This is a genomic window from Candidatus Cloacimonas acidaminovorans str. Evry (assembly GCF_000146065.2).
In the GTDB taxonomy this organism is placed as follows: domain Bacteria; phylum Cloacimonadota; class Cloacimonadia; order Cloacimonadales; family Cloacimonadaceae; genus Cloacimonas; species Cloacimonas acidaminivorans.
Genome location: NC_020449.1, coordinates 874,964 through 896,504, shown reverse-complemented (window position 1 = coordinate 896,504; position 21,541 = coordinate 874,964). Strand labels below are relative to the sequence as shown.

The window sequence follows — 21,541 nt, the reverse complement described above, 5'->3', positions numbered from 1 at the left end:
GATGCTATAGAATGATAGATAAAGATAAAAAATACGGAATTATAGGTTTGGCTCGCAGCGGAATCGCTTCTGCCTATAAGCTGAAAGAACTTGGTGTTATTCCTTTCTTAAGTGAATTGCGCCCGGCAAAAGAAATTCCTTCAGCAGAAAAACTGGAAAAGGATTTTCCTTGTGAATTTGGAGGCCATACCAATAAACTGCTGGAATGTGATTGCCTGATAGTTAGCCCCGGTATTCCTTTAAATACACCTATTCTGCAAAAGGCAAAAGAAAAAAATATAGAACTCATTAGTGAAATTGAGCTCGGTTACAGAATAAAGGCAAAGGACTCTAAAATTATTGCTGTTACTGGTTCTAACGGAAAAAGCACAACCGTTAGCTTAATTCATCATATTCTTACAGGATTAGGCAAAAAATCCCTTTTAGCAGGAAATATTGGCGACGCCTTTTGCAGTTATGATATAGAAAAACCCGGGTGGGACTATATCGTTTTGGAAATCAGCAGCTTCCAGTTAGACCTGATTAATAGTTTCCAACCCGATGTAGCCGTGCTTTTGAATATTACACCGGATCATATAGACCGCTATAATTCCTTTGAGGACTATGCCTTAAGTAAGGTAAACATTTTCAAAAATCAAGAAATGACAGATACCGCAGTCCTGTTTTGGGATTCCCCTGAAGTTAAACATTTCACTAAGGATATAAAAGCCAGGAAACTATATTTCTCTTTGTCCCCAAACGATAACGCATTTGCTTATCTGGCAAATAACTATATTCAGTTTGGCAGCGAAACCAAAGTTCCGCTTTCTTACTTTGCCATTAAGGGACCGCATAATTATGCCAATGCGATGTCTGCAATGCTGGCAGTTTATGCTTTAATTCCTGAACCGACAAAAATTGCCGAAGCGGTAAAGGGTTTTAAATCGCTCCCGCATCGTCTGGAATATGTAGATACAATAAAAGGTGTTTCTTTTTATAACGATTCCAAAGCTACCAATACCGATTCTGTGCGCAGTGCATTAAACAGTTTTGAACAACCGATTCGTATTATTATGGGCGGTTCTGATAAAGGAGAGGATTATAGTGTGCTTGCTGCTGATTTGCAAAAAAAAGTAAAAAAAGCATATCTGACAGGTGATACACGGGAAAAAATGCGTAAAACCTTCTCCGGTAAAATCCCTTTGGAATGCATTGCCGATTTTGAGTTGACTGTACGGAAAGCATTCTCTGATTCTGATGAAGGAGATATAATTGTTCTTTCACCTGCTTGTGCCAGTTTTGATCGCTTTAATAATTATGAGGAACGGGGAAATTTCTTCAAGGAAATTGTAGCCCGAATAGGTAGAGAAAATGAGAAGAAATAAGACACCAAGTTATATCGTCAGTTTTGATAAGGTAATTTTGATCGCCTATTGTCTGCTCTGTCTGGTAGGTTTAATAACCTTGCTGGATATTTCTTCTGTCCAGAGTTCTATGAAGTATTTTTACAGGCAACTCGTATTTTTGATTATATCAATGATCACAGTGGTTGTAATTCTTTATACCTTTAATCTGGAAAAACTAAGAGTTCTTTCTCCTTATTTTGTTTATCTCACTATCATCCTGTTAATTATTGTTCTGCTAAAAGGAAGCACAGTTAAAGGTGCTACGCGTCAACTAAGTTTGGGCTTTATTAATTTTCAGCCCAGTGTATTGGCTCGGTTAGCATTGGTCTTTTATTTTGCTCACATATTGGATAAAAAGTATGATGAACTTGTGGCTTCCAATCCACCTCACTTTTTTACTAATTTTTTTGCTTTAATAGTAATAACGGGCATAACCTTCCTGTTGATTATTATGGAACGCCATTTAAGTACTCTAATTATAGGTGGGTTAACCCTATATGCTATGCTTATTTATGCTGGAACTAAAAAACGCGTTCTTATTTCTTTAGCTCTTATTGGCATCATAGCTGGCGTATTAATTTTAGCCAATGGAGCGGATTATAGAAAGGGACGTTTAACAACTTACAAGAAATTCAGTTTATTTTTAAGACCCGAAGGCGAAATCAAAATTGAGGATAGTGATTATCAAGTGAAAGAAAGTTTAACCGCTCTTTCCAGTGGAGGTCTTATCGGAACCGGTATGGCAAAAGGAAGGGCAAAACATTATTATCTTCCCGAAGCCAGAACGGATTATGTTTATACTGTAATTGGAGAGGAATGGGGTTTTATTGGAGCCCTAATTGTTTTTGGTTTACATTGTTTTCTCTTTTTCCGTTGTTTCCGGATGGCAAATGCACAAGAAAACCGATTTTTAAGGTTTTTAGGTGTGGGCTTGGCAATGAATATCTTTTGCAATGTGTTAGTCAACACCGGAGTAGCAATGTCCATTTTACCGCCAACAGGAAATACTTTACCTTTTATAAGTTATGGTGGATCGGCTTTACTTATTGATTCCATAGCTTTAGGAATGCTTCTAAATATCAGTGCTCAGCGGAGATATGTATGAAATTCATTTTTGGTGCAGGCGGAACAGGAGGTCACATTACTCCTGCATTGGCACTGGCTGATGAATTGGTAAGGCATAAGCATAATGTCCTTTTTTTAGGTAATCGCCAAAGCATTGAAGAAACGCTTTGTGCTTCGGCAGGTTATCCCTTTCGGCAGATTAAAGTGCAGAAATTACATCGTTCCTTAAAACCGGAGAATATGCTGGTTCCCTTTTATTTGTTAGGCAGTGTTATTACTGCTGTAAACATTATGAAAAAAGAAAAACCGCAGGCAGTTATCTGCACTGGTGGTTTTGTAGCTGGTCCCGTAGCCATATCTGCGGCTTTATTAAAAATCCCTTTGTTCTTCCATGAAAGTAATAGTTACCCCGGCTTGGTAACCCGTAAAATGGCAAAATGGATTAACACTATTTTCATTTCCTTTGAAAACAGCAGGAAATATTTACGCCGTGCAAAATTGGTAAACTATGGAATACCGCTTAGACAGATAACAAACAAGGATCAGAAACCTTTTGAACTTAACTCTTTGGGCTTGAAAAACGATAAACCAACGCTTATAGTTAGCGGAGGAAGCCAGGGTTCTGTTGCTATAAACACAGTTGTCAATCAGGCAATTTCGGATATATTATCTTTGGGCTATCAAATTATTTGGCAAACGGGAAAAATAAGTTACGAGCGTTTTTCTGCCAAACATCAAGGAAGGGAAGGTGTTTATATTTTTGCTTTTTCGCCTGACCTGCCCAAAATGCTTTCCCAATGCAGTTTAGCTATTACGCGAGCAGGAGCTATGACTATTGCGGAACTGGAAGAAAATCGTCTTCCGGCTATTCTTATTCCTCTGCCTACAGCTGCTGAAAATCATCAGTATTATAATGCTCTATCTCAACAGGAAAAAGGAGTTGCAGTGCTTTTAGAACAAAGTAAATTAACTCCCTTTTCCCTTGTAGAAAACATCAAAAAAATAACTGAAAATCTGGAATATTACCGGAATAAGTTAGCTTCGCTTCCACCCAATCAGGCAGCCCAAAAAATAATTGAGTACATTCTAAACTATCTTAATAGTAAAGAGGAGGAAGAATGTTAGGAAGAACCAGAAAAATACACTTTGTCGGAATTGGAGGTATCGGAATGAGCGGAATTGCTGAATTTCTGCACAATCAGGGTTTAGAAATTACCGGCTCCGATCTTAAAAAATCGGATATTACAACTCATTTGGAATCCCTCGGCATAAAGATTTTTGAAGGTCATAACCCCGAAAATATCGGCGATGCAGATGTAGTAGTAAAATCCAGCGCAATAAATGATGACAATCCGGAAATTGTATCTGCCTACGAAATGAAAATACCTGTTATCCGCAGAGCAGAATTGCTGGCTGAAATTACCCGAATGAGTTTTTCTATCGGAATTGCCGGAACTCATGGCAAAACAACTTCCACTTCTATGGCTGGTTCTGTTTTAGAAAGTGCAGGTTTGGAACCAACTATCATCGTTGGGGGAAAAGTGAAAAATTTTGGCAGTAACAATGTGATGGGCAGTGGAAAATATATCGTAGTAGAAGCGGATGAATATGACCATTCATTTTTAACCCTAACTCCTTGTATTGCAGGTATTACTAATGTAGATGCAGACCATCTGGATTGTTACCGTAATCTTGATGAAATTAAGAGTTCTTTTATAGAATATGCCAATAAAGTTCCTTTCTTTGGCAGTGTTATTGCCTGTTTGGATGATCCTGGCGTGCAAGCAATCTTACCTTTTATTCATAAAAAAATAGTTACCTACGGTTTCTCTCGTCAGGCAGATGTGCAAGCAAGAGATATTGATATGCAGGGTTTCAATTCTTCCTACGACCTTCTGTTTAAGGATTATAAGCTGGGACGCATTTCTTTGAAAGTTACCGGTAAACATAATATTCAGAATTCATTACTGGCTGCATCCATCGGTCTGGAATTGGATATCCCTTTTCCCGCTATTCAAGATGGCTTAGGTAAATTCAGCGGTGTTTACAGAAGATTTGATCTGAAGGGTGAAGCAGGTGGAATTACCGTTTATGATGATTATGCACATCATCCTACAGAAATTATAGCAACTTTGGAGGGCTTTAAGGATAGTGCCAAAAGGAGAATTGTAGCTCTATTTCAACCCCATTTATACTCAAGGACCCGTGATTTTTATGAGGAATTCGGAAAGTCCTTCTTTTCTTGTGACTGCCTCATTTTAGCTCCAATTTATCCTGCACGGGAACAACCTATTCCGGGAATTAGTTCCAAACTGATTGCTGATGCCGCAATTCAAAGTGGACATCATAATGTCCATTTAATTAACTCCAATTCCGAAATAGTGAGCCAAACCCTTGCTCTCCTTAAAGAAGGAGATATTTTAATCACTATGGGAGCAGGCAATATTTGGCAGTATGGAGAAGAAATTTTAAGGCAATTGAAGAATTATGTTGACACAAATCATAAGCAATAAAATATTAGTAACTTGTAAAGCTGAAATCAGTTTTTCAAATTTTACTGTTAGTAAGCTAAAGGACTTTGATACATAAACTTATGGAACTAAACAAAGGTACTCGTAAGCGTCGCGGTAATAGTCGTTATTACCTGTTCTTCTTTTTTGCCTTAATTGGTGTAGCGCTTTTGGGAACGGGTATCTGGTTTGGTCTTACGCATATAGACCTTTTCACTTTACAAAAAGTAACTGTTATTGGAAACGAAGCAATTCCTGACACTTTAATTTACAAAATTACCCAACCCTATATAGGAATGAATTTACTGGCAATTCCTACAGAGGATATTAAAAATAAGGTAATGAATCTTTCCCGGGTAAAGGATGTTAAATTACATAAGCGTTTACCTTCAACCATAAAGCTGGAAATCAATGAACGCAAAGCGGCAATATATCTGAAAACAATTGAAGGTGATTTGCATCCAATTGATTCCGAAGCTGTTGTTTTGATGAAGTATTCCCCTATTTATAAAGAAGATATGCCAATTTATAGCACCTATTTAAGTAACCATCAAATAAAACCTGGACATAAACTGAAAAATGTAGGATTACAACAGGTATTACAATTGCATAAACGCATTACCAAAGAAGCTCCGGATTTTCTTCCTCAGATTTCGGAATATTATTTAATAGATAAGACGGTTAATATTATTGATGCGAAAACAGGTACACGCATTATTCCTGCTCAGGAGGACTTGGCTAAACAGCTTGCACGTTATCAGTTTGTTCAGGAAAATGGCAATATAAACAAAAATAGCGTAGTTGATTTGCGCTATAAAAATCAGGTTGTAGTTAAGGCAGGCAATAAATGAAACAATCAATCATAACTGCTTTAGATATTGGCTCTTCCAATGTTCGTTGCATCATTGCCAAAGAAGTTGGAGATGGACGTCTGGAAATATTAGGTTTAGGCGAATATCCTTCCGAAGGCATTGAAGGTGGAATTGTTAAAGATATTCAGGCACTTTCCGGTTGTGTAGCAAAAGCAATTTCTACTGCGGAAAAAGAAGGAAAAACTTCTGCCAATAATATCTATTGCAATATTACCGGAGAACATATTCGGACTCAATTTGGAGACGGACGTATTTCCATCCCTTCCGAAACACCGAATGAACCAGGAGAAATTACTCAAGAACATATTGAACAGGTTATCAATGATGCCAAAAACAGCGTTAAGATTCAGAAAGGTCTGGAGCGTTTTCGCATTTTGCACGGAATTCCGCATAACTTTGTAATTGATAATCAGGATGATATTCACAATCCCGTGAATATGAATGGATTTCATTTAATTGCCAAGGTCTATACTATTTTAGCGGAACTTACCCCTTTGCGCAATTTAAGTAAATGCATTCAGCTGGCAGGTTATGAAATCAATCCTGAAAATTTTATTTTAAATCATATTGCTATTTCCGAATCTGTTTTAAGTGAAGATGAACGACGGCTGGGAGCTTTAGTTCTTGATATTGGAGGTGGAACTTGTGACCTATCTATTTATAATCGCGGTTCCCTGGAAAAAATCCTCGTTTTGCCGATGGCAGGAAAAAATATCACAGAAGACCTGGCAATTGGACTTAAGACCACTTTAGGCAATGCAGAATATATCAAAGTAGAATATGGAAACGCTCTTGCCAGCAGCGTTGACCAAACAGAAGAAATTGATGTGGAAGGAATTAGTGGACGCTCTACCAGCCGCAAAACCAAATTTTTAGTTAGCCATGTTATTCAACACCGGGTAGAAGAAATGCTTTCTCTTTGTTACAATAAAGCAAAGGAATTTTACACCCCGGAACTGGTAACTTCGGGTATCATTCTTTGCGGGGGAACAGCTAAACTGAAAAACATAGAGGTTGTTTTATCCGAAGCATTCAATCTCCATGTAAAAATTGCCACACCAGACCTTTCCCGTTTAAACGGAATGATTAGCCGTTTGGAAGACCCGGCTTATGCAACCGTTGTAGGAATTTTATACTTTGCGGCAGGTAAAAATAACGAACCCGTTAGTAAGGGCTTTACTCTGCCAAACATAAAAGGGAAAAAAATCGTAGATAAAGTTAAAAAAATATTAAAGGACTTTACCTAAAAGGGGGATAAAATGATTGAATTTGACGAAAAACCCGCCCAAATCGGAACCAACATTAAAATTATCGGTGTAGGTGGAGCAGGTGGAAACGCACTCAATACTATGATTGAGAATAACTTATTCGGTGTGGAATTTATCGCAGCTAATACCGATATCCGCGATCTTACCAAAAGTAAAGCCAATATGAAATTGCAACTGGGAAAGAAACTTACCCGCGGATTAGGAACCGGTGCCAATCCTGAACTTGGAGCCAGAAGTGCAGAAGAATCCAAAGAGGACATTAAAAGCCATCTGGATGGGGCAGATATGGTTTTTATTGCTGCAGGAATGGGGGGTGGAACAGGAACCGGTGCCTCACCTATTATCGCTAAAATTGCTCGTGAAATGGGAATTTTAACTTTTGGAATAGTAACTTCTCCTTTCCCCTATGAGGGTAAAAAAAGAGCAGAAAATGCAATTTACGGCATTAAACATCTACGAGAATTCGTGGATACTTTACTGGTTATTCCCAACGAAAAACTCTGTGAAATCTATGCAAACCTTACTTTAAAGGAAGCATTTAAAAAAGCCGAATTTGTTCTTTATGAAGCAGCCCGAGCAGTTAGCGACATTATCAATGTTACAGGTCTTATTAATGTAGATTTTGCTGATGTGAAAGCTATTATGCAAAATATGGGTTATGCTCTTATCGGCAGCGGAATTGCAGAAGGAGAAAACAGAGCTATAAACGCAGCCAGAGCCGCAATTGATAATCCTCTTTTATCACATATCAGTTTACAGGGCTGTCAGTCCTTACTGTTAAATATCACAGCCGGTTATGATATCCTAATGAGTGAATTTGATGAGGTCTCCAATGTTATCGTAAGTGAAACCGGAAAAGCCGCTAATATCATTATGGGTATTATTCTGGATGATGCTATGGCAGGAAAAATTCAGGTTACCATTATTGCTACCGGTTTAGAAAAAGAAGATAAAGAACATACTATTGACTTCCCCGGTTTGCCTGAATTCGGAGAAAAATCTGTCTCTTCTATCACTCAACCTGAAGATACTAATGCCGAAATTGAAGATATCTTTGCCCGTTTGAGTATTAACCAAACAACACCAAAAGAGGAAGTTAAAGCCGCTGCGAATGAACCTACACGCATTCCTCCTTTGAAAACAGATGTGCCTTCATTCCTGAAAGCACTTGATTAAAATTAAAAACGCTTCATCATAAACTCCTCCTTGTTTATGTGAAACAAAAGTCCAAAGCTCACTAACCGTCAGCACCCCCAGCTGACGGTTTTTTTTCTTTCACAAAGAGAGAAAGAGAAAAAGAGAATATTTTCACAAAGAGGGAAAGAGACAAAGAGAATATTTTTACAAAGAGGGAAAGAGAAAAAGAGAATATTTTTACAAAGAGAAAAAGAGATAAAGAGAAATATTACTTTATCCATATTTGTAAATCATAAATAAGAGAAAAAGTTCCGTAGGAACGACAGATATTAACGACGGGTTTCAACCCGGCGATAAGAAAGCAGGATAGTCATTATCTCTTTTTCCGAGAAAGAGTTCCGTAGGAACGACAGATATTAACGACGGGTTTTCAACCCGGCGATAAGAAAGCAGGATAGTCATTATCTCTTTTTCCGAGAAAAAGTTCCGTAGGAACGACAGATATTAACGACGGGTTTCAATCCGGCGAAAAGTAAGCATAAAATATTTTTTATTATTAACTGAATTCCGGCTTTCGCAGGAACGACATTAGAACAACAGAATTTATATCCTTTAATAAAATTACGCGTTTTATGCCTGATAATTATTACCATTTAGGGATAAATTGCCTTTTTTTATATTCTTCATCTGCCCTATTTTTAGGATTTTTTCTCTTTATTATTTAACTATTCTCAGGGTTAAAATCCGAGCTTTTTGTTTTGCTATTTCCCCGGGATTTTCTCAACCATTGATGTTTTATAAATAAAAATATGATATAATTTCTATTTCTGAAAAATCAGGATAGGTAGCAATCTTGCCTGCTTGAATATTTTATGACAAAGTAACAACCAAGTAACAACCCCGTAACGAGACAACGGAAGTGTTACGGAAGTGTTACGGAGTCATTACTTAATCATCTATATAACAAGCAATTACATAAATATAGTTCAGGGTGGGCAAAATATTCAGTTATCTACATAGGTTTTATAAGGTTAAGATTAATATTTAGGAGTTATAATGATTTTTAAAAAGGAAGTTTGACCTCCTGGTCAAATACCTTTTAACCTCTATTTCGTTACCGAAAAAATCGCATTTTCCCGAGGGGTTTACACACCCATCGCTATCATTGTGTCGCCCTTTGGGGCTTTTTTTAGTGGGAAAGGGAGAAAGAAAAAAAGTCGGGGCTTTCATTTTAACGAGGGGCTTACGCCACCATCGCTATAAAAGTTTCGCCCTGACGGGCTATTAGCAGAGGGCAAAGAGCGAAGGGCAAAGGGTTTTTTAGCCATTTTTAAAAAGAAGTTGATGGGGACATCAACCCTCCAGTTTCGCTCTTTTGGGCTATTGGCAGAGGGCAGAGAGCGAAGGGCAAAGGGTTTTTTAGCCATTTTTAAAAAGAAGTTGATGGGGACATCAACCCTCCAGTTTCGCTCTTTTGGCTTTTAAAGAATCTCAACCTTTTAGATATTAACCCTTTTACCGAGCAAAATTCATTTTACATTCTGAATTTTATCTTCTTCATTTCCATTCTCCCCCTCTTATCCATTAAAATGTTCTAAAATTCGTCAAATTCGGGTGCAATATTTTTATTGGTGAAATCTGCGTGCAATTTGCGTAATTTGCGGGAAACAAAATCTTCCTCTTCCCTTACTGACTTTTCTTGACAATAATAGGCAATAGTGAATAAAGTCACACACAGAAAAAGAGAACAGAAGGAAAAGGAAAACAATGAATACTACCGGCTTAAAAAATGATAACATTGTTGCTCTGGTGGATTGCAACAATTTTTATGTATCCTGTGAACGAGTTTTCAATCCCAAATTGAATAATAAACCGGTAGCTGTCTTATCTAATAATGACGGTTGTATTGTTTCCCGCTCGCAAGAAATTAAAGACCTGAAAATTCCTATGGGAGCACCCGGATTTAAATATGAGGGATTGATCAAAAAACACGGTGGGACATTACTTTCTTCCAATTATGCTCTTTATGCGGATATGAGTTCAAGAGTGATGGAAGTTCTTGCTCTGTTTTCTCCGGAAGTAGAAATATACAGTATTGATGAGGCATTTTTAGGGTTAAACGGCTTTAAAAATAGAGACCTGGAGAACTTTGGCAAAAAGATAAAAAGAACGGTTTTTCAATGGACGGGAATTCCTGTTTCGGTGGGAATTTCCCAAACCAAAACGCTGGCTAAAGTTGCCAATCATTTTGCCAAACGCTATTCTGCTTTTCAAGGTTCGCTTTGTTTGCTGGATGATGAACGCATTACCAAAGCACTGGCAAAAACACCTGTCTCTGAAGTTTGGGGAATTGGAAGGCAATATGATAAATTTTTAAGACAGCATAAAATTGAAACAGCGCTCCAATTGAGGGATGCAGAGGATAAATTTATAGAGCATTATTTAACAAGTGTGGGCTTAAAAACCGTTTTGGAACTGCGTGGCTATGCTTGCATTGATTTGGATGAAGCTCCTGCAAACAAAAAAAGTATTGTCACTTCCCGCTCTTTTGGTAAACAGGTTTCCTCTCTTAATGACTTGCAAGAGGCAATTTCTGAATATGTTACTCGGGCCGCAGAAAAATTGCGGAAACAAAAAAGTGTGGCTGGATTGCTGATGGTGTTTCTTTCTACAAACCGTTTTAAGGAAGGACCTCAATACAACAATTCCCTTTCTACAACTCTCTTTCCGCCTACTGCTTATACTCCCGAACTGATAAAAACAGCTCTTAACCTGCTGGATGACTTATATTTACCGGGTTTTGAATTTAAAAAAGCCGGAGTAATGTTGGCTGATATTATTCCCGAAAAAGATGTTCCCTTAAGCTTTATGGACACAAATTATCTGGATGATAAACGCAAAAAACTGATGGAAGCAATGGATAAACTAAATAGAACTTATGGTCAGGACACTCTTTTTTATGCCAGTAGCGGAATAAAAAAGGACTGGAAAATGAAACGGGCAAAACTTTCACCTCATTATACAACCCACTGGAATGACCTTCCGAAGGTGAAATAAAGTGCGGGAGTTCAAAGTGCGGGAGTGCCGGAGTTCAAAGTGCAGGAGTACAAGAGTGCGGGAGTTCAAAGTGCGGGAGTTAAAAAATGCTGTATACAATAGAAAAAAAGACCGATAGTGAAATAAAAATAAAGCGCTCCAGATTTGTAGCAGTGTTGTATCCTCTTCCCTATGTAGAAGAAGTTAAAGATATTTTGAATGAGCATTATCGGCTTTTTTCTGATGCCACTCATAATTGTTATGCCTATATTCACGGTTTAAACAGAGAAATTATCTATTATTCAGATGCTGGAGAACCAACTGGAACAGCTGGAAAACCAATATTGAATACACTTTTGCGAAATGACCTGACAAATATTCTGGCTGTTGTTTCCCGTTATTTTGGAGGTATAAAATTAGGTGTAAAAGGACTGATTGCTGCTTATTCTGAAGCGGTTGAACAGGCAATTCTGAAAAGTAATCTGATAGAAGCAAAGCTGCTAATTTCCTTTCCTCTTGTTTGTGATTATGCTTCTTTTGAATATCTAAAACATTCGTTTCAGGCAATCGGAGGAGAAATAAAGCAAGTGATATGGTCTGAAGAAGTTAGCTTTATACTAAATCTTCCGGCTGAACAAGAAAAGGAATTTCGTAAAATTATTGATGGCAATAAACACAAAATTCGCTTAAATTATCAGTAGAACTATTAAGGAAGTGAGAATGAAATATATCATAGTAATTATAATCATAATAATGAACTTAACGATATTAAATGCAGATGAATATCGTATTGTGGATTCCCGCAATGGTAAAACTCTCACATTGCAACAAATGGCTAAAGGATTGGAAAAATACGATATTATATTTTTCGGAGAATTTCACGATAATGCTACTCTCCATCAGCTGGAAAGAGAACTTGTTCCTCTGCTGGATACAAAAAGAGAACTGATTCTCTCTCTGGAAATGTTTGAACGCGATGTCCAAAGTGATTTGGATGCTTATATAGAAGGTTGGCTTAGTGAAGATGAATTTTTGGCTAAAAGTCGTCCCTGGAGTAATTATCAGGATGACTATCGTCCCCTGATTGAATATGCCAAACAGAAAAAACTGACTGTAATAGCTGCTAATATTCCTCGTTCTATCGCTGGTAAAATGGCAAGAACAGGACCTGACTTTACTGAGACATTAGCAGAAGAAGATAAAAAATGGTTGCCCGATAAAATAGATTATCCTGATGACAGCTATAAAAAGGCATTCCTAGCAACCCTGGAAGATATGCATTCTCCGATGATGAATAATAACCCGGATTGGCTTTATCAAGCTCAATGTTTGAAAGATGAAACTATGGCAGAAAGCATTGTGAATGCCCTAAAAATGAAACCCAAAGCCCGGGTTCTCCATTTTAACGGTGATTTTCATAGCCGTAATTTTTCCGGAACTGTCAGTAGGGTTCAGTCAATTCTGCCTAATAAGAAAATTGCAGTTATTAGCCCTTCCTATAGCGAAAATTGGCAGACAGCAAATTTAACTGCGGAAGAGAAAAAATCAGGAACTTATATAATATATCTTCCTAATCAAGGAGGTGAACAATGATTCGCAATCCTATGCATGCTGGAACCTTCTATCCCCGGTTTGAACAACAGATCAAGCGGCAGATAGAGGGTTGGATAAGCAATGCCGTAACTCCTCTTTCTTCGGAAAGAGCTTTAGGAGTTATTCTTCCTCATGCCGGTTATATGTATTCCGGTGAATGTGCTACTTTGGGTTTACATAGTATTTCCCACGAAAATATTGATTGTTTCATAATTCTTCATCCCAGCCATCAGGCAAACTATTTTGATTTCAGCGTTTCTCCCTATCAGGAATATGTAAATCCTTTAGGCACTTTGGATTTGGATGTGGAACTTTACAACAAAATAGCTCCTGAAGCAGATCAAAATATCCCCCTCATCTTACATCAGGAAGAGCACTCTATGGAAATTCAACTGCCCATATTAAATTACTTTTTCCCCAAGGCAAAAATCTTGCCTATTATGTTTGGCAATCAAATTCCTGCAGTGGCAAAACGCCTGGCAGATATACTTTATGAAACGATTTACAGTTCTACAAAGCGTATCGTTATCCTCTGTTCTTCAGATTTATCACATTACCATCGTGCCCGAACTGCCGAAGAAATGGATGGTATTTTAGTAAAAGATGTTACTGCTTTAGACCCGGAACATCTTTGGCAGGATATTATTCATAGCGATTGTGAGGCATGCGGCATCGGGGGAATCCTCTGCCTGTTGTATTATGCACAGCATTACACTAATGCCAAAATGAAAGTAATTCAATATACCCATTCGGGAAAGATATCCGGAAATGATTCTCAGGTAGTAGGTTATCTTTCTGCTAAACTTTATATTTAATATCTGGAAGGAGGAAAAATGTTAACTTCGGAACAGAAAAAGGAACTACTTTCCCTTGCCCGAAATGCAATTAGTGCTCGTTTTAAACATCAGTCCGTTTCTTTGCCTGAGGATCCTGCCTTCAGTCCTAAACGCGGTGTGTTTGTAAGTTTACATATTGGAGATAATTTGCGTGGTTGTATCGGTTATATTAAGGGTTATAAGTCCATTGCTGAAAGTGTGAAAGAAATGGCAGAAGCAGCTGCTTTTCAAGACCCGCGTTTCCCTCCTTTAACAGAAAAGGAATTGGAAAAAGTAACTATTGAAATATCTATTTTGAGTGAACTTATTCCTATGCAAAAAAACGAGTTACCGATAATTGGCAAAGACGGACTTTACATTCAGCATCCTTATGGTAGCGGTTTACTTTTGCCCCAGGTGGCAGTTGAATACAATTGGCAACCGGAGACCTTTCTGCGTGAGGTGTGTCGTAAAGCAGGATTACCATCCAATGCATATCTTGATCCTGCCAGCGTTGTATATCGTTTTACTGCCGATGTCTTTAGCGAAGCAGATACATTTTGATTGACAGAAAAGTGGTCATTTATTTTTTGGTGACTGCTGAAAAGATTATTTTGCGGGAATAGCTCAGTTGGCAGAGCGCAACCTTGCCAAGGTTGAAGTCGCGGGTTCAAACCCCGTTTCCCGCTCCAGTTAATTTTTTAGGCGACATAGCCAAGTGGTAAGGCAGAGGTCTGCAAAACCTTTATCCCCGGTTCAAATCCGGGTGTCGCCTCCAGTTTATTATTTTGCCGGAGTGGTGGAATAGGTAGACACAAGGGACTTAAAATCCCTCGAGCCCAAAGCTCGTGCCGGTTCAAGTCCGGCCTCTGGTACCAAGCGGGAATAGCTCAGTTGGCAGAGCGCAACCTTGCCAAGGTTGATGTCGCGGGTTCAAATCCCGTTTCCCGCTCCAGTTTTATTATTCCGTTATACAATAAAGGATGTTTCTGTAGATGAACAATTTCCAGGCAGTAATCTTTGATATGGATGGAACTTTAATTGATTCAATGCAGCTCTGGCGCAATGTGGACAGGGAATTTTTACATACCCGCGGTCTTATAGTTCCTCCTGATCTTTTTGCAGAGCTTCCTCAGGGAAACAGTTTCATTCAAACCGCACAGTACTTTAAGGATAGATTTGGTTTGCCCGATAGTCCTGAAAGTATTATGCAGGAATGGACAAAAATGGTTAGCAAGCATTATGAAACGGATATTATGCTGAAACCAGGCGCTGTAGAACTGCTTTCTTGTCTGCAAGAAAAAGGGATAAAAATAGGACTGGGAACGAGTAATTCTCTTGAACTGGCTAAAAAAGTACTTATTCGGAATTCTGTGTGGCAATATTTTCAGTGTGCTGTTACCGGAGATATAAATTTGAAAGGAAAGCCCTATCCGGATATTTATCTTTTAGCTGCGGAACGCTTGGAGGAAAAACCGGAAAATTGCCTGGTAATTGAAGATACATTAACGGGTGTCCAAGCAGGAAAATCCGCAGGGATGACCGTTTTTGCCATTTATGATGAAGATAGCTCTGATCAGCATTCCCTGATAAAAGAGATAGTTGATGGCTTTTATTGGGATTTTAAGTCCCTGGCAGAAGACCTGTTCCGCACCTGGAAATAAACTTTGATGTCTTTGCATTTAGACCTTTCTCAAGAATTAATCTCCCGTTTCAATTAAATGTAAGGATTTGAATTATGCCCTCACACTTATATATCATCATCGGTGCTTACGGAAGCGGAAAAAGTGAATATTCCATTCATCTTGCGCGTCGTTTTAAGACACAAGGTTTGGATGTTGTTTTAGCGGATTTGGATGTGGTCAATCCTTATTTCAGGTCACGGGAAATGCAGGATGATTTTATCCAGGAAGGAATTGATATTATTGCTCCGGAAGGTGAATATAAGCATAGCGATTTGCCGATGATTTCTCCCCGTGTTAAAGGAGCTATTCACAATAAAGCGAAAACAGTTATTCTGGATGTAGGTGGTGATCCTGCCGGTTGCAGAACTTTAGGGCGTTTTGAAGAACCCATAAAAACACGGGGTTATAATATGTTATATATTGTAAACACTATGCGTCCTTTTACTTCAACTCCGGAAGAAATAATATCAATGAAAGAGGCATTGGAAGCCACTTCCCGCTTAAAAATTACAGAAATTATATGTAACACCAACCTGATGGAAGAAACAACGGCGGAAATCGTGCTAAAGGGAATCAAAATAGTGGATCAAGCGGCAGAATTATCAGGACTTCCTTTTAAGACCTATCTGGTATTAAACAAGTATGAAAAAATCGTTCCCGATAATTTAGGCGGCAAAAAAAGGGAAGTTATGGCGTATAACTTGAAAAAACCCTGGGAATTATTCGTTGCCAAGGGAATTTGCTAAATAGAGAAAATGAATTATACTATAGTTAACCTGCAATTCTTACATCATAGCAAAGGTGAATTAATTCTGCGACAAGGGCAGGAGAGAAAAATATAGAATTTCGGTATAAAAAGTGTTTTATTTATAATTTGGTATAATATAATAAGGAGTGAACGCTGATGAGAAAACAGCGTATTTTACGCATATTATTATTGTGCAGTGTGCTCTGTATTTTGAGTTCTACTGCCTTTGCGCATCATAATTTGCCCGCAGATAAAGCAAATGCGGAAATCCGTTTTACGGAAACCAATCCTCCTGTAGCTCCGGTTCGTCCTATAGCAGAATTTGAACCCGCCTCTGATGTTTTAATTCGTTATCCTTTAGGGATACCTGTTTCGCTGGTAGTGCAATTGGCAAATACGGCAAATGTAATTTGTATCGTAAGCAGTTCGCAACAATCATCTGCCATTTCTACTTTTACCAATGCTGGAGTAAATATGGAAAGGGTTAGTTTTCTCAATGCAGCTACGGATTCTTACTGGACAAGGGATTACGGACCCTGGTTCATTTTTGATGGCAATGATGAATATGGTGTAGTGGATTTTATTTATAATCGTCCCCGTCCTAATGACAATTTAATTCCCCAGGTTTTTGCCAATCATTTTGCTTTGAATTATTATGGAATGAATTTACAGCAGACAGGGGGAAATTATATGAGCGATGGAATTAATACTGCTGCTCAAACAACCCTGGTTTATACCGAAAATGGCAACAATCAGACAAATGTAAACACTAAAATGCAACAGTATTTAGGTATTACAAATTATTTGGTGATGACAGACCCGAATAACACTTATATTGAGCATATTGACTGTTGGGCAAAGTTTTTGGCACCCGATAAAGTAATGATTCGTAGCGTTCCTGCAAGCCATTCTCAATATAATGCCATAGAAAATGCAGCCAATTATTTTGCTACGCATAATTGTGCCTGGGGTTATCCCTACCGTGTTTATCGGGTTTATACTCCTTCCAATGAGCCCTACACCAATTCTCTAATTTTGAATAAAAAGGTTTTTGTGCCTATTGTAGGCAGCAGTAATGATAATTCTGCCCTGCAAGCTTATCGTGAAGCAATGCCTGGTTATGAAGTTATCGGTGTTTCTCAAATCAGTTCTGCACCTTGGGAATCTACTGATGCCTTACATTGCAGAACCCATGAAATTCCCGATAAAAATATGCTGAATATTGTTCATACTCCCTGGCATAGTATTGTCCCTGTTGGAACGGATATTATTATTAATACGGAAATAATTGCACATAGCGGTCAGCCACTTTATACCGATTCTCTTTTTGTTTGTTATAAAGTAAATTCCGGTGCCTGGCAAAGAAATTATCTGCAACCTCTTACCCGCAATTATTATACTGTAACTTTAAATGGATTTGCTTATGGAGATACTATTCGTTATTTTATTCACGCGGCAGATCAATCAGGAAGAAGCGTTGACCACCCGGTATTTGCTGCCTTAGACCCTCATCTTTTTGTGATTCAACCGGATTTAACTCCTCCCGTTTTATCTCATAATCCTCTTTCTTCTATCAGTAATCAAAGCGAACCAATAAGCTTAATTGTTTCTGCCAACGATGAGAGTGGCATCAGTCAGTTGCTTTTCCGTTACAAAATAGATGATTCGGAAATTTATGCTTATCCGATGGACCCGTTAACGGAAGATAGTTATATTTTTCAGTATTATCCTGAATTTTCTACTAATGACCACACTTTTTATTACAGTTTTATGGCTTACGATGGAGCCAATCCTCCTAATATTAGTTTTCTTCCCGGACAGAATTTATGGTATGAAGTGCCTATTTTAATTGTTTCTGTGAACGATGAAATACAAACCCCAAATCTACAGGAAGGCATTATGGGAGTTTATCCCAATCCCTTTAAAGCCAAAGGTAATGATGCTATCCGGTTGAAATACTTTTCACCGCAAAATGTACCTTTCACTTTCAAGGTTTACAATCTGAAGGGTCAGCTAATTTATACTCAAACATTTTTCCCGGAAGAAAAAGGTATTCAGGAAATAAAATGGAATGGACGCGATAAAAAAGGAAATTTATCTCCAAACGGGATGTATTTAATAGAAATTTTACAGGGCTCAAAAAGCCACAAAAGCAAGCTAATAATGGTAAAATAGAACTATGTTGATATATTTCAACTTAGAAAATGAAATAATTCTACACTTTTTCCTTGACAAGATTCTGTAGATATTTATAAATGATTCAAGCCTACAGACCCTACATAGAATGCCCTCCGAGCAGTGGGGATGCCGCCCGGCATTCCCCACTGTATTTTTTTGCCTATAATCAAGAAGGAGAAGTAAAGGAAAAAAGTTTTATTTTCCCACGGCTTATCTAAAAAGCTGATAAAGGAGGTATAGACAAAGTTGGAAGAAATCCGTTTGGAGAACTTAAGCAAGGACTTTGACGGTTTTGTTGCCGTAGAAAATGTATCATTAGCTATTCAAAGTGGAGAGTTATTCTCTTTCCTGGGTCCCAGTGGTTGTGGAAAAACAACTCTTTTACGAATGATTGCCGGTTTTGAAATTCCCAGCACGGGTAGAATCTTAATCGGCAATACCGATATAACCGATTTACCTCCCTATAAAAGACAGGTTAATACTATTTTTCAGAATTATTCTCTTTTTCCGCATATGACTGTTTTTGATAATGTTGCTTTCGGTTTGAGAATTAGAAAAAGTCCCAAAAATGAGATTAAAAACCGGGTTCGCGAAATGCTTTCGCTGGTTAAAATGGAAGATCAGGCAAACAAATTTCCGGAACAGATTTCGGGTGGCCAAAAACAGCGTGTAGCCATTGCCAGGGCTTTAATCAACCAGCCCAAGGTGTTGCTTTTGGATGAACCGTTGGCTGCATTAGACCTAAAACTGCGTCAACATATGTTGATTGAACTGATGAATATTCATGATGCTGTGGGAATCACTTTTATTTATGTAACTCATGATCAGGGTGAAGCGATGAGTATTTCAGACCGTGTGGCAGTGATGAATTATGGCAATATTATTCAAGAAGGACCTCCGGATGATATTTACGAACGACCTAATAGCGTTTTCTCGGCATATTTTATTGGAGAAACCAATTTAATCAGCGGAGAGGTTATCAGCATTGAAGATGATTATGTGCAAATAAGATGTCCCGATGGTACGGGAAACAGTTTTGAAATAGACAGCACTTTTCATTTTCAACCAAATATAGGACAGGAATTAACCGTTTCCCTGCGACCCGAAAAAATCGCCATTTCTCGCAATAAACCACGCTATCAGGACGATATAAATATTTTACGGGGAGTGATAGAAGATATTTTATACCTCGGGTCTCACACACAATACATAGTTAGAGTTGGAGCTTTAAAAATCAGGGTTTTTAGTCAGCATAAACGAGTTTATTTTGATGATACGGCACTTGATTGGGAAGAGCCGGTCTGGCTTTTCTGGCATGATACCGATAGCTGGCTTATCAATGAAATTCCCGAAAATGTGTTAACTCCTGAAGAAATCTCCGAAGGCGGAGTTAATCATTATCAGCGTTCCATAAAAAAACCGGTAGTCCAATGAAAATTATTCCTTACGATAATCCCAATTACGCTTTACAAATGGCAGCAGAACGCAGAAAGAATTTCACTTCCTGGATTTTAACAGCGCCGGCTTTGTTGTGGTTAATTTTCTTTTTTCTTGTTCCCTATATTATTGTTATCATCTATAGTTTTCTTACTGCCGATATTTATGATGTAAAGTTTGAATTTACTTTGGATGCGTATCGTCAGAGTTTTACACCTGCTTATTTGCATACTTTTTATCTTTCTTTTCGGCTTGCCTTGTTAACAACGGTATTATGTTTGCTCCTTGGATTTCCAGTCGCCTATTACATAGCGCGGGCAAAGGATAAGGTAAAAAATACCCTTCTGATTTTTATTATCATTCCTTTCTGGACAAACTTGATTATTCGCATCTTTTCTTGGCGCATTTTTCTTGCTTACAATGGGGTGCTGAATAATCTTCTTTTAAGTTTAGGATTAATATCCCAACCCCTGGAAATTATGAGAACAGACCTTGCAGTTATTTTAGTGATGGTCTATGTTTATTTACCCTATATGATCCTGCCACTATACAGTGTTTTGGAAAAACTGGATTGGTCTTTGCTGAATGCCTCAATGGATTTAGGAGCTAATGAAGTTAAATCGTTTTTCCGCATAACTTTACCCCTGTCCAAAGAGGGTATTTTTGCGGGTGGACTGCTTGTTTTTATTCCTGCTTTAGGTTCCTATTTAATTCCTCAGTTGGTAGGAAATCAAAAATCGCTCTATTTAGGACAGGTAATTACCTATAAAGTAAAAAATATTCCCCGCAACTGGCCTATGGCTTCAGCCCTGTCATTAACCCTGTTATTGATTGTAGCTTTGTTTTTATTGGTAATATACTTTCTTTACCGCAAAAGCAAATCCAGGAGACAGCTATGAAACACCTTTCTTTAGGCAAGTTTTTTAAAGGGATGAATTTGACCGTGTTCACTTTGGTGATGGTTTTTCTTTATATTCCCATTTTAATTTTGATTATCTTCAGTTTCAACGATGCCAAAATTATTACCGGCTGGAAGGGATTTACTTTCAAGTATTATGTTTTGCTTTGGCAAAATAAAACCATCCTGGAAGCATTTAGAAATACAATGCTGATTGCAGGACTTTCTACGCTTATTTCTACCGTTTTGGGTGTGTTAGGCGCTTTAGGATTGGAATATCATAAATTCAGCGGACGCAAATTATTTTCTGCTTTAATCTATATTCCTCTCGTAATTCCGGATATTTTAATGGGTGTTTCCCTGGCTTTATTATTTAATTTTACCAGGGTTAATACGGGAATGCTGACCGTTTTGATTGCTCATATTACTTTTTGCATTTCCTATACGGTTATTGTTATTCAAAGTCGTTTGGAAGGATTTGATTATTCTCTGGTGGAAGCAGCAATGGATTTGGGAGCAAAACCGGCAACTATCTTCTGGAAAATAAAACTGCCTCTAATTATGCCGGGAATTATTGCTGCGGGACTTTTGGCTTTTACCCTTTCCATAGATGATTTTATTATTACTTTTTTCACTTCCGGACGCGGGTTTGACACTTTGCCAATTTATGTGGAAGGTGCTATTAGAAGAGGAACTATCACTACTATCAATTCCCTTTCCACAATTATGATTGGCTTAACTTTAATGTTAGTAATCGCCACAAAACGCATTCGGAAAATCGTCATTTCTGCTCTCTAATTTTTTACTTTCACCGGGTTTAAAACCCGTTGTTAATACCTGTCGTTCCTAAGGAACTAACTTAAAGCCAAGAATGAAGTTATCTCAATAATCTGCCAAAAGCCCCAAAGGGTGAC

General features: G+C 38.0%; 18 protein-coding genes and 4 tRNA genes. All 22 read left to right on the top strand.

What is annotated here, in order from left to right:
* The first annotated feature begins 11 nt into the window (after window positions 1-11).
* The gene (gene murD, locus CLOAM_RS03745; protein ID WP_044278903.1) at window positions 12-1,364 is read left to right on the top strand and encodes a UDP-N-acetylmuramoyl-L-alanine--D-glutamate ligase; all 1,353 of its coding nucleotides are present in this window, start codon (window positions 12-14) and stop codon (window positions 1,362-1,364) included.
* The gene (locus CLOAM_RS03740) at window positions 1,351-2,490 is read left to right on the top strand and encodes an FtsW/RodA/SpoVE family cell cycle protein (RefSeq protein WP_015424524.1); all 1,140 of its coding nucleotides are present in this window, start codon (window positions 1,351-1,353) and stop codon (window positions 2,488-2,490) included. The genes murD and CLOAM_RS03740 overlap by 14 nt, the downstream gene beginning before the upstream one ends.
* Window positions 2,487-3,575 (top strand): undecaprenyldiphospho-muramoylpentapeptide beta-N-acetylglucosaminyltransferase, encoded by a 1,089-nt coding sequence (gene murG / locus CLOAM_RS03735; RefSeq protein ID WP_015424523.1) that lies wholly within the window; start codon window positions 2,487-2,489, stop codon window positions 3,573-3,575. Before CLOAM_RS03740 ends, murG begins: the two co-directional genes overlap by 4 nt.
* Entirely contained in the window at window positions 3,569-4,963 is a 1,395-nt protein-coding gene (gene murC, locus CLOAM_RS03730; protein WP_015424522.1) for a UDP-N-acetylmuramate--L-alanine ligase, read from the top strand. Before murG ends, murC begins: the two co-directional genes overlap by 7 nt.
* An 80-nt stretch (window positions 4,964-5,043) precedes the next feature.
* Window positions 5,044-5,811: a cell division protein FtsQ/DivIB gene (locus CLOAM_RS03725; RefSeq protein WP_044278902.1), complete on the top strand. Its 768-nt coding sequence runs from the start codon at window positions 5,044-5,046 to the stop codon at window positions 5,809-5,811.
* The gene (gene ftsA / locus CLOAM_RS03720) at window positions 5,808-7,079 is read left to right on the top strand and encodes a cell division protein FtsA (protein WP_015424520.1); all 1,272 of its coding nucleotides are present in this window, start codon (window positions 5,808-5,810) and stop codon (window positions 7,077-7,079) included. Before CLOAM_RS03725 ends, ftsA begins: the two co-directional genes overlap by 4 nt.
* Window positions 7,080-7,091: 12 nt before the next feature.
* A complete protein-coding gene (gene ftsZ / locus CLOAM_RS03715; RefSeq protein WP_015424519.1) occupies window positions 7,092-8,276 on the top strand; it encodes a cell division protein FtsZ in 1,185 nt (394 codons plus the stop codon).
* A 1,728-nt stretch (window positions 8,277-10,004) separates the two neighbouring features.
* Entirely contained in the window at window positions 10,005-11,294 is a 1,290-nt protein-coding gene (locus CLOAM_RS03710; RefSeq protein WP_015424518.1) for a Y-family DNA polymerase, read from the top strand.
* A gap of 86 nt (window positions 11,295-11,380) precedes the next feature.
* Entirely contained in the window at window positions 11,381-11,974 is a 594-nt protein-coding gene (locus CLOAM_RS03705; RefSeq protein WP_015424517.1) for an IMPACT family protein, read from the top strand.
* A 19-nt stretch (window positions 11,975-11,993) separates the two neighbouring features.
* On the top strand, window positions 11,994-12,866 hold the full coding sequence (locus CLOAM_RS03700; protein WP_044278901.1) for a ChaN family lipoprotein: 873 nt from the start codon (window positions 11,994-11,996) through the stop codon (window positions 12,864-12,866).
* Entirely contained in the window at window positions 12,863-13,681 is an 819-nt protein-coding gene (gene amrB / locus CLOAM_RS03695) for an AmmeMemoRadiSam system protein B (RefSeq protein ID WP_015424515.1), read from the top strand. Before CLOAM_RS03700 ends, amrB begins: the two co-directional genes overlap by 4 nt.
* A gap of 18 nt (window positions 13,682-13,699) precedes the next feature.
* Window positions 13,700-14,245: an AmmeMemoRadiSam system protein A gene (amrA, locus tag CLOAM_RS03690; RefSeq protein ID WP_015424514.1), complete on the top strand. Its 546-nt coding sequence runs from the start codon at window positions 13,700-13,702 to the stop codon at window positions 14,243-14,245.
* 52 nt (window positions 14,246-14,297) lie between these two features.
* Window positions 14,298-14,373 (top strand) — tRNA-Gly (locus tag CLOAM_RS03685).
* Window positions 14,374-14,385: 12 nt separating this feature from the next.
* Window positions 14,386-14,459, top strand: a tRNA-Cys gene (locus CLOAM_RS03680).
* A gap of 12 nt (window positions 14,460-14,471) precedes the next feature.
* Window positions 14,472-14,559: transfer RNA gene (locus CLOAM_RS03675), tRNA-Leu, on the top strand.
* Between the two features lies 1 nt (window position 14,560).
* A tRNA-Gly gene (locus CLOAM_RS03670) sits at window positions 14,561-14,636 on the top strand.
* Between the two features lie 40 nt (window positions 14,637-14,676).
* Window positions 14,677-15,345, top strand: a complete 669-nt coding sequence (locus tag CLOAM_RS03665; RefSeq protein ID WP_015424513.1) for an HAD family hydrolase — start codon at window positions 14,677-14,679, stop codon at window positions 15,343-15,345.
* A 74-nt stretch (window positions 15,346-15,419) separates the two neighbouring features.
* Complete coding sequence (locus CLOAM_RS03660) at window positions 15,420-16,112, top strand: hypothetical protein (protein ID WP_015424512.1); 693 nt, start codon at window positions 15,420-15,422, stop codon at window positions 16,110-16,112.
* 158 nt (window positions 16,113-16,270) lie between these two features.
* Window positions 16,271-18,289 (top strand): agmatine deiminase family protein, encoded by a 2,019-nt coding sequence (locus CLOAM_RS03655; RefSeq protein WP_015424511.1) that lies wholly within the window; start codon window positions 16,271-16,273, stop codon window positions 18,287-18,289.
* A 249-nt stretch (window positions 18,290-18,538) separates the two neighbouring features.
* Window positions 18,539-19,726 carry an ABC transporter ATP-binding protein gene (locus CLOAM_RS03650; protein WP_015424510.1) on the top strand — a complete coding sequence of 396 codons (1,188 nt, stop codon included), beginning with the start codon at window positions 18,539-18,541 and terminating at the stop codon, window positions 19,724-19,726.
* Entirely contained in the window at window positions 19,723-20,628 is a 906-nt protein-coding gene (locus CLOAM_RS03645; RefSeq protein WP_015424509.1) for an ABC transporter permease, read from the top strand. The genes CLOAM_RS03650 and CLOAM_RS03645 overlap by 4 nt, the downstream gene beginning before the upstream one ends.
* Window positions 20,625-21,425 (top strand): ABC transporter permease, encoded by an 801-nt coding sequence (locus CLOAM_RS03640; protein WP_015424508.1) that lies wholly within the window; start codon window positions 20,625-20,627, stop codon window positions 21,423-21,425. The genes CLOAM_RS03645 and CLOAM_RS03640 overlap by 4 nt, the downstream gene beginning before the upstream one ends.
* The last annotated feature ends 116 nt before the right edge of the window (window positions 21,426-21,541 follow it).

What these genes read in the sequence shown, in the direction of transcription:
- murD (WP_044278903.1), top strand. Translation starts at nt 12, where the DNA reads ATGATAGATAAAGATAAAAAATACGGAATTATAGGTTTGGCTCGCAGC.
- CLOAM_RS03740 (WP_015424524.1), top strand. Translation starts at nt 1,351, where the DNA reads ATGAGAAGAAATAAGACACCAAGTTATATCGTCAGTTTTGATAAGGTA.
- murG (WP_015424523.1), top strand. Translation starts at nt 2,487, where the DNA reads ATGAAATTCATTTTTGGTGCAGGCGGAACAGGAGGTCACATTACTCCT.
- murC (WP_015424522.1), top strand. Translation starts at nt 3,569, where the DNA reads ATGTTAGGAAGAACCAGAAAAATACACTTTGTCGGAATTGGAGGTATC.
- CLOAM_RS03725 (WP_044278902.1), top strand. Translation starts at nt 5,044, where the DNA reads ATGGAACTAAACAAAGGTACTCGTAAGCGTCGCGGTAATAGTCGTTAT.
- ftsA (WP_015424520.1), top strand. Translation starts at nt 5,808, where the DNA reads ATGAAACAATCAATCATAACTGCTTTAGATATTGGCTCTTCCAATGTT.
- ftsZ (WP_015424519.1), top strand. Translation starts at nt 7,092, where the DNA reads ATGATTGAATTTGACGAAAAACCCGCCCAAATCGGAACCAACATTAAA.
- CLOAM_RS03710 (WP_015424518.1), top strand. Translation starts at nt 10,005, where the DNA reads ATGAATACTACCGGCTTAAAAAATGATAACATTGTTGCTCTGGTGGAT.
- CLOAM_RS03705 (WP_015424517.1), top strand. Translation starts at nt 11,381, where the DNA reads ATGCTGTATACAATAGAAAAAAAGACCGATAGTGAAATAAAAATAAAG.
- CLOAM_RS03700 (WP_044278901.1), top strand. Translation starts at nt 11,994, where the DNA reads ATGAAATATATCATAGTAATTATAATCATAATAATGAACTTAACGATA.
- amrB (WP_015424515.1), top strand. Translation starts at nt 12,863, where the DNA reads ATGATTCGCAATCCTATGCATGCTGGAACCTTCTATCCCCGGTTTGAA.
- amrA (WP_015424514.1), top strand. Translation starts at nt 13,700, where the DNA reads ATGTTAACTTCGGAACAGAAAAAGGAACTACTTTCCCTTGCCCGAAAT.
- CLOAM_RS03665 (WP_015424513.1), top strand. Translation starts at nt 14,677, where the DNA reads ATGAACAATTTCCAGGCAGTAATCTTTGATATGGATGGAACTTTAATT.
- CLOAM_RS03660 (WP_015424512.1), top strand. Translation starts at nt 15,420, where the DNA reads ATGCCCTCACACTTATATATCATCATCGGTGCTTACGGAAGCGGAAAA.
- CLOAM_RS03655 (WP_015424511.1), top strand. Translation starts at nt 16,271, where the DNA reads ATGAGAAAACAGCGTATTTTACGCATATTATTATTGTGCAGTGTGCTC.
- CLOAM_RS03645 (WP_015424509.1), top strand. Translation starts at nt 19,723, where the DNA reads ATGAAAATTATTCCTTACGATAATCCCAATTACGCTTTACAAATGGCA.
- CLOAM_RS03640 (WP_015424508.1), top strand. Translation starts at nt 20,625, where the DNA reads ATGAAACACCTTTCTTTAGGCAAGTTTTTTAAAGGGATGAATTTGACC.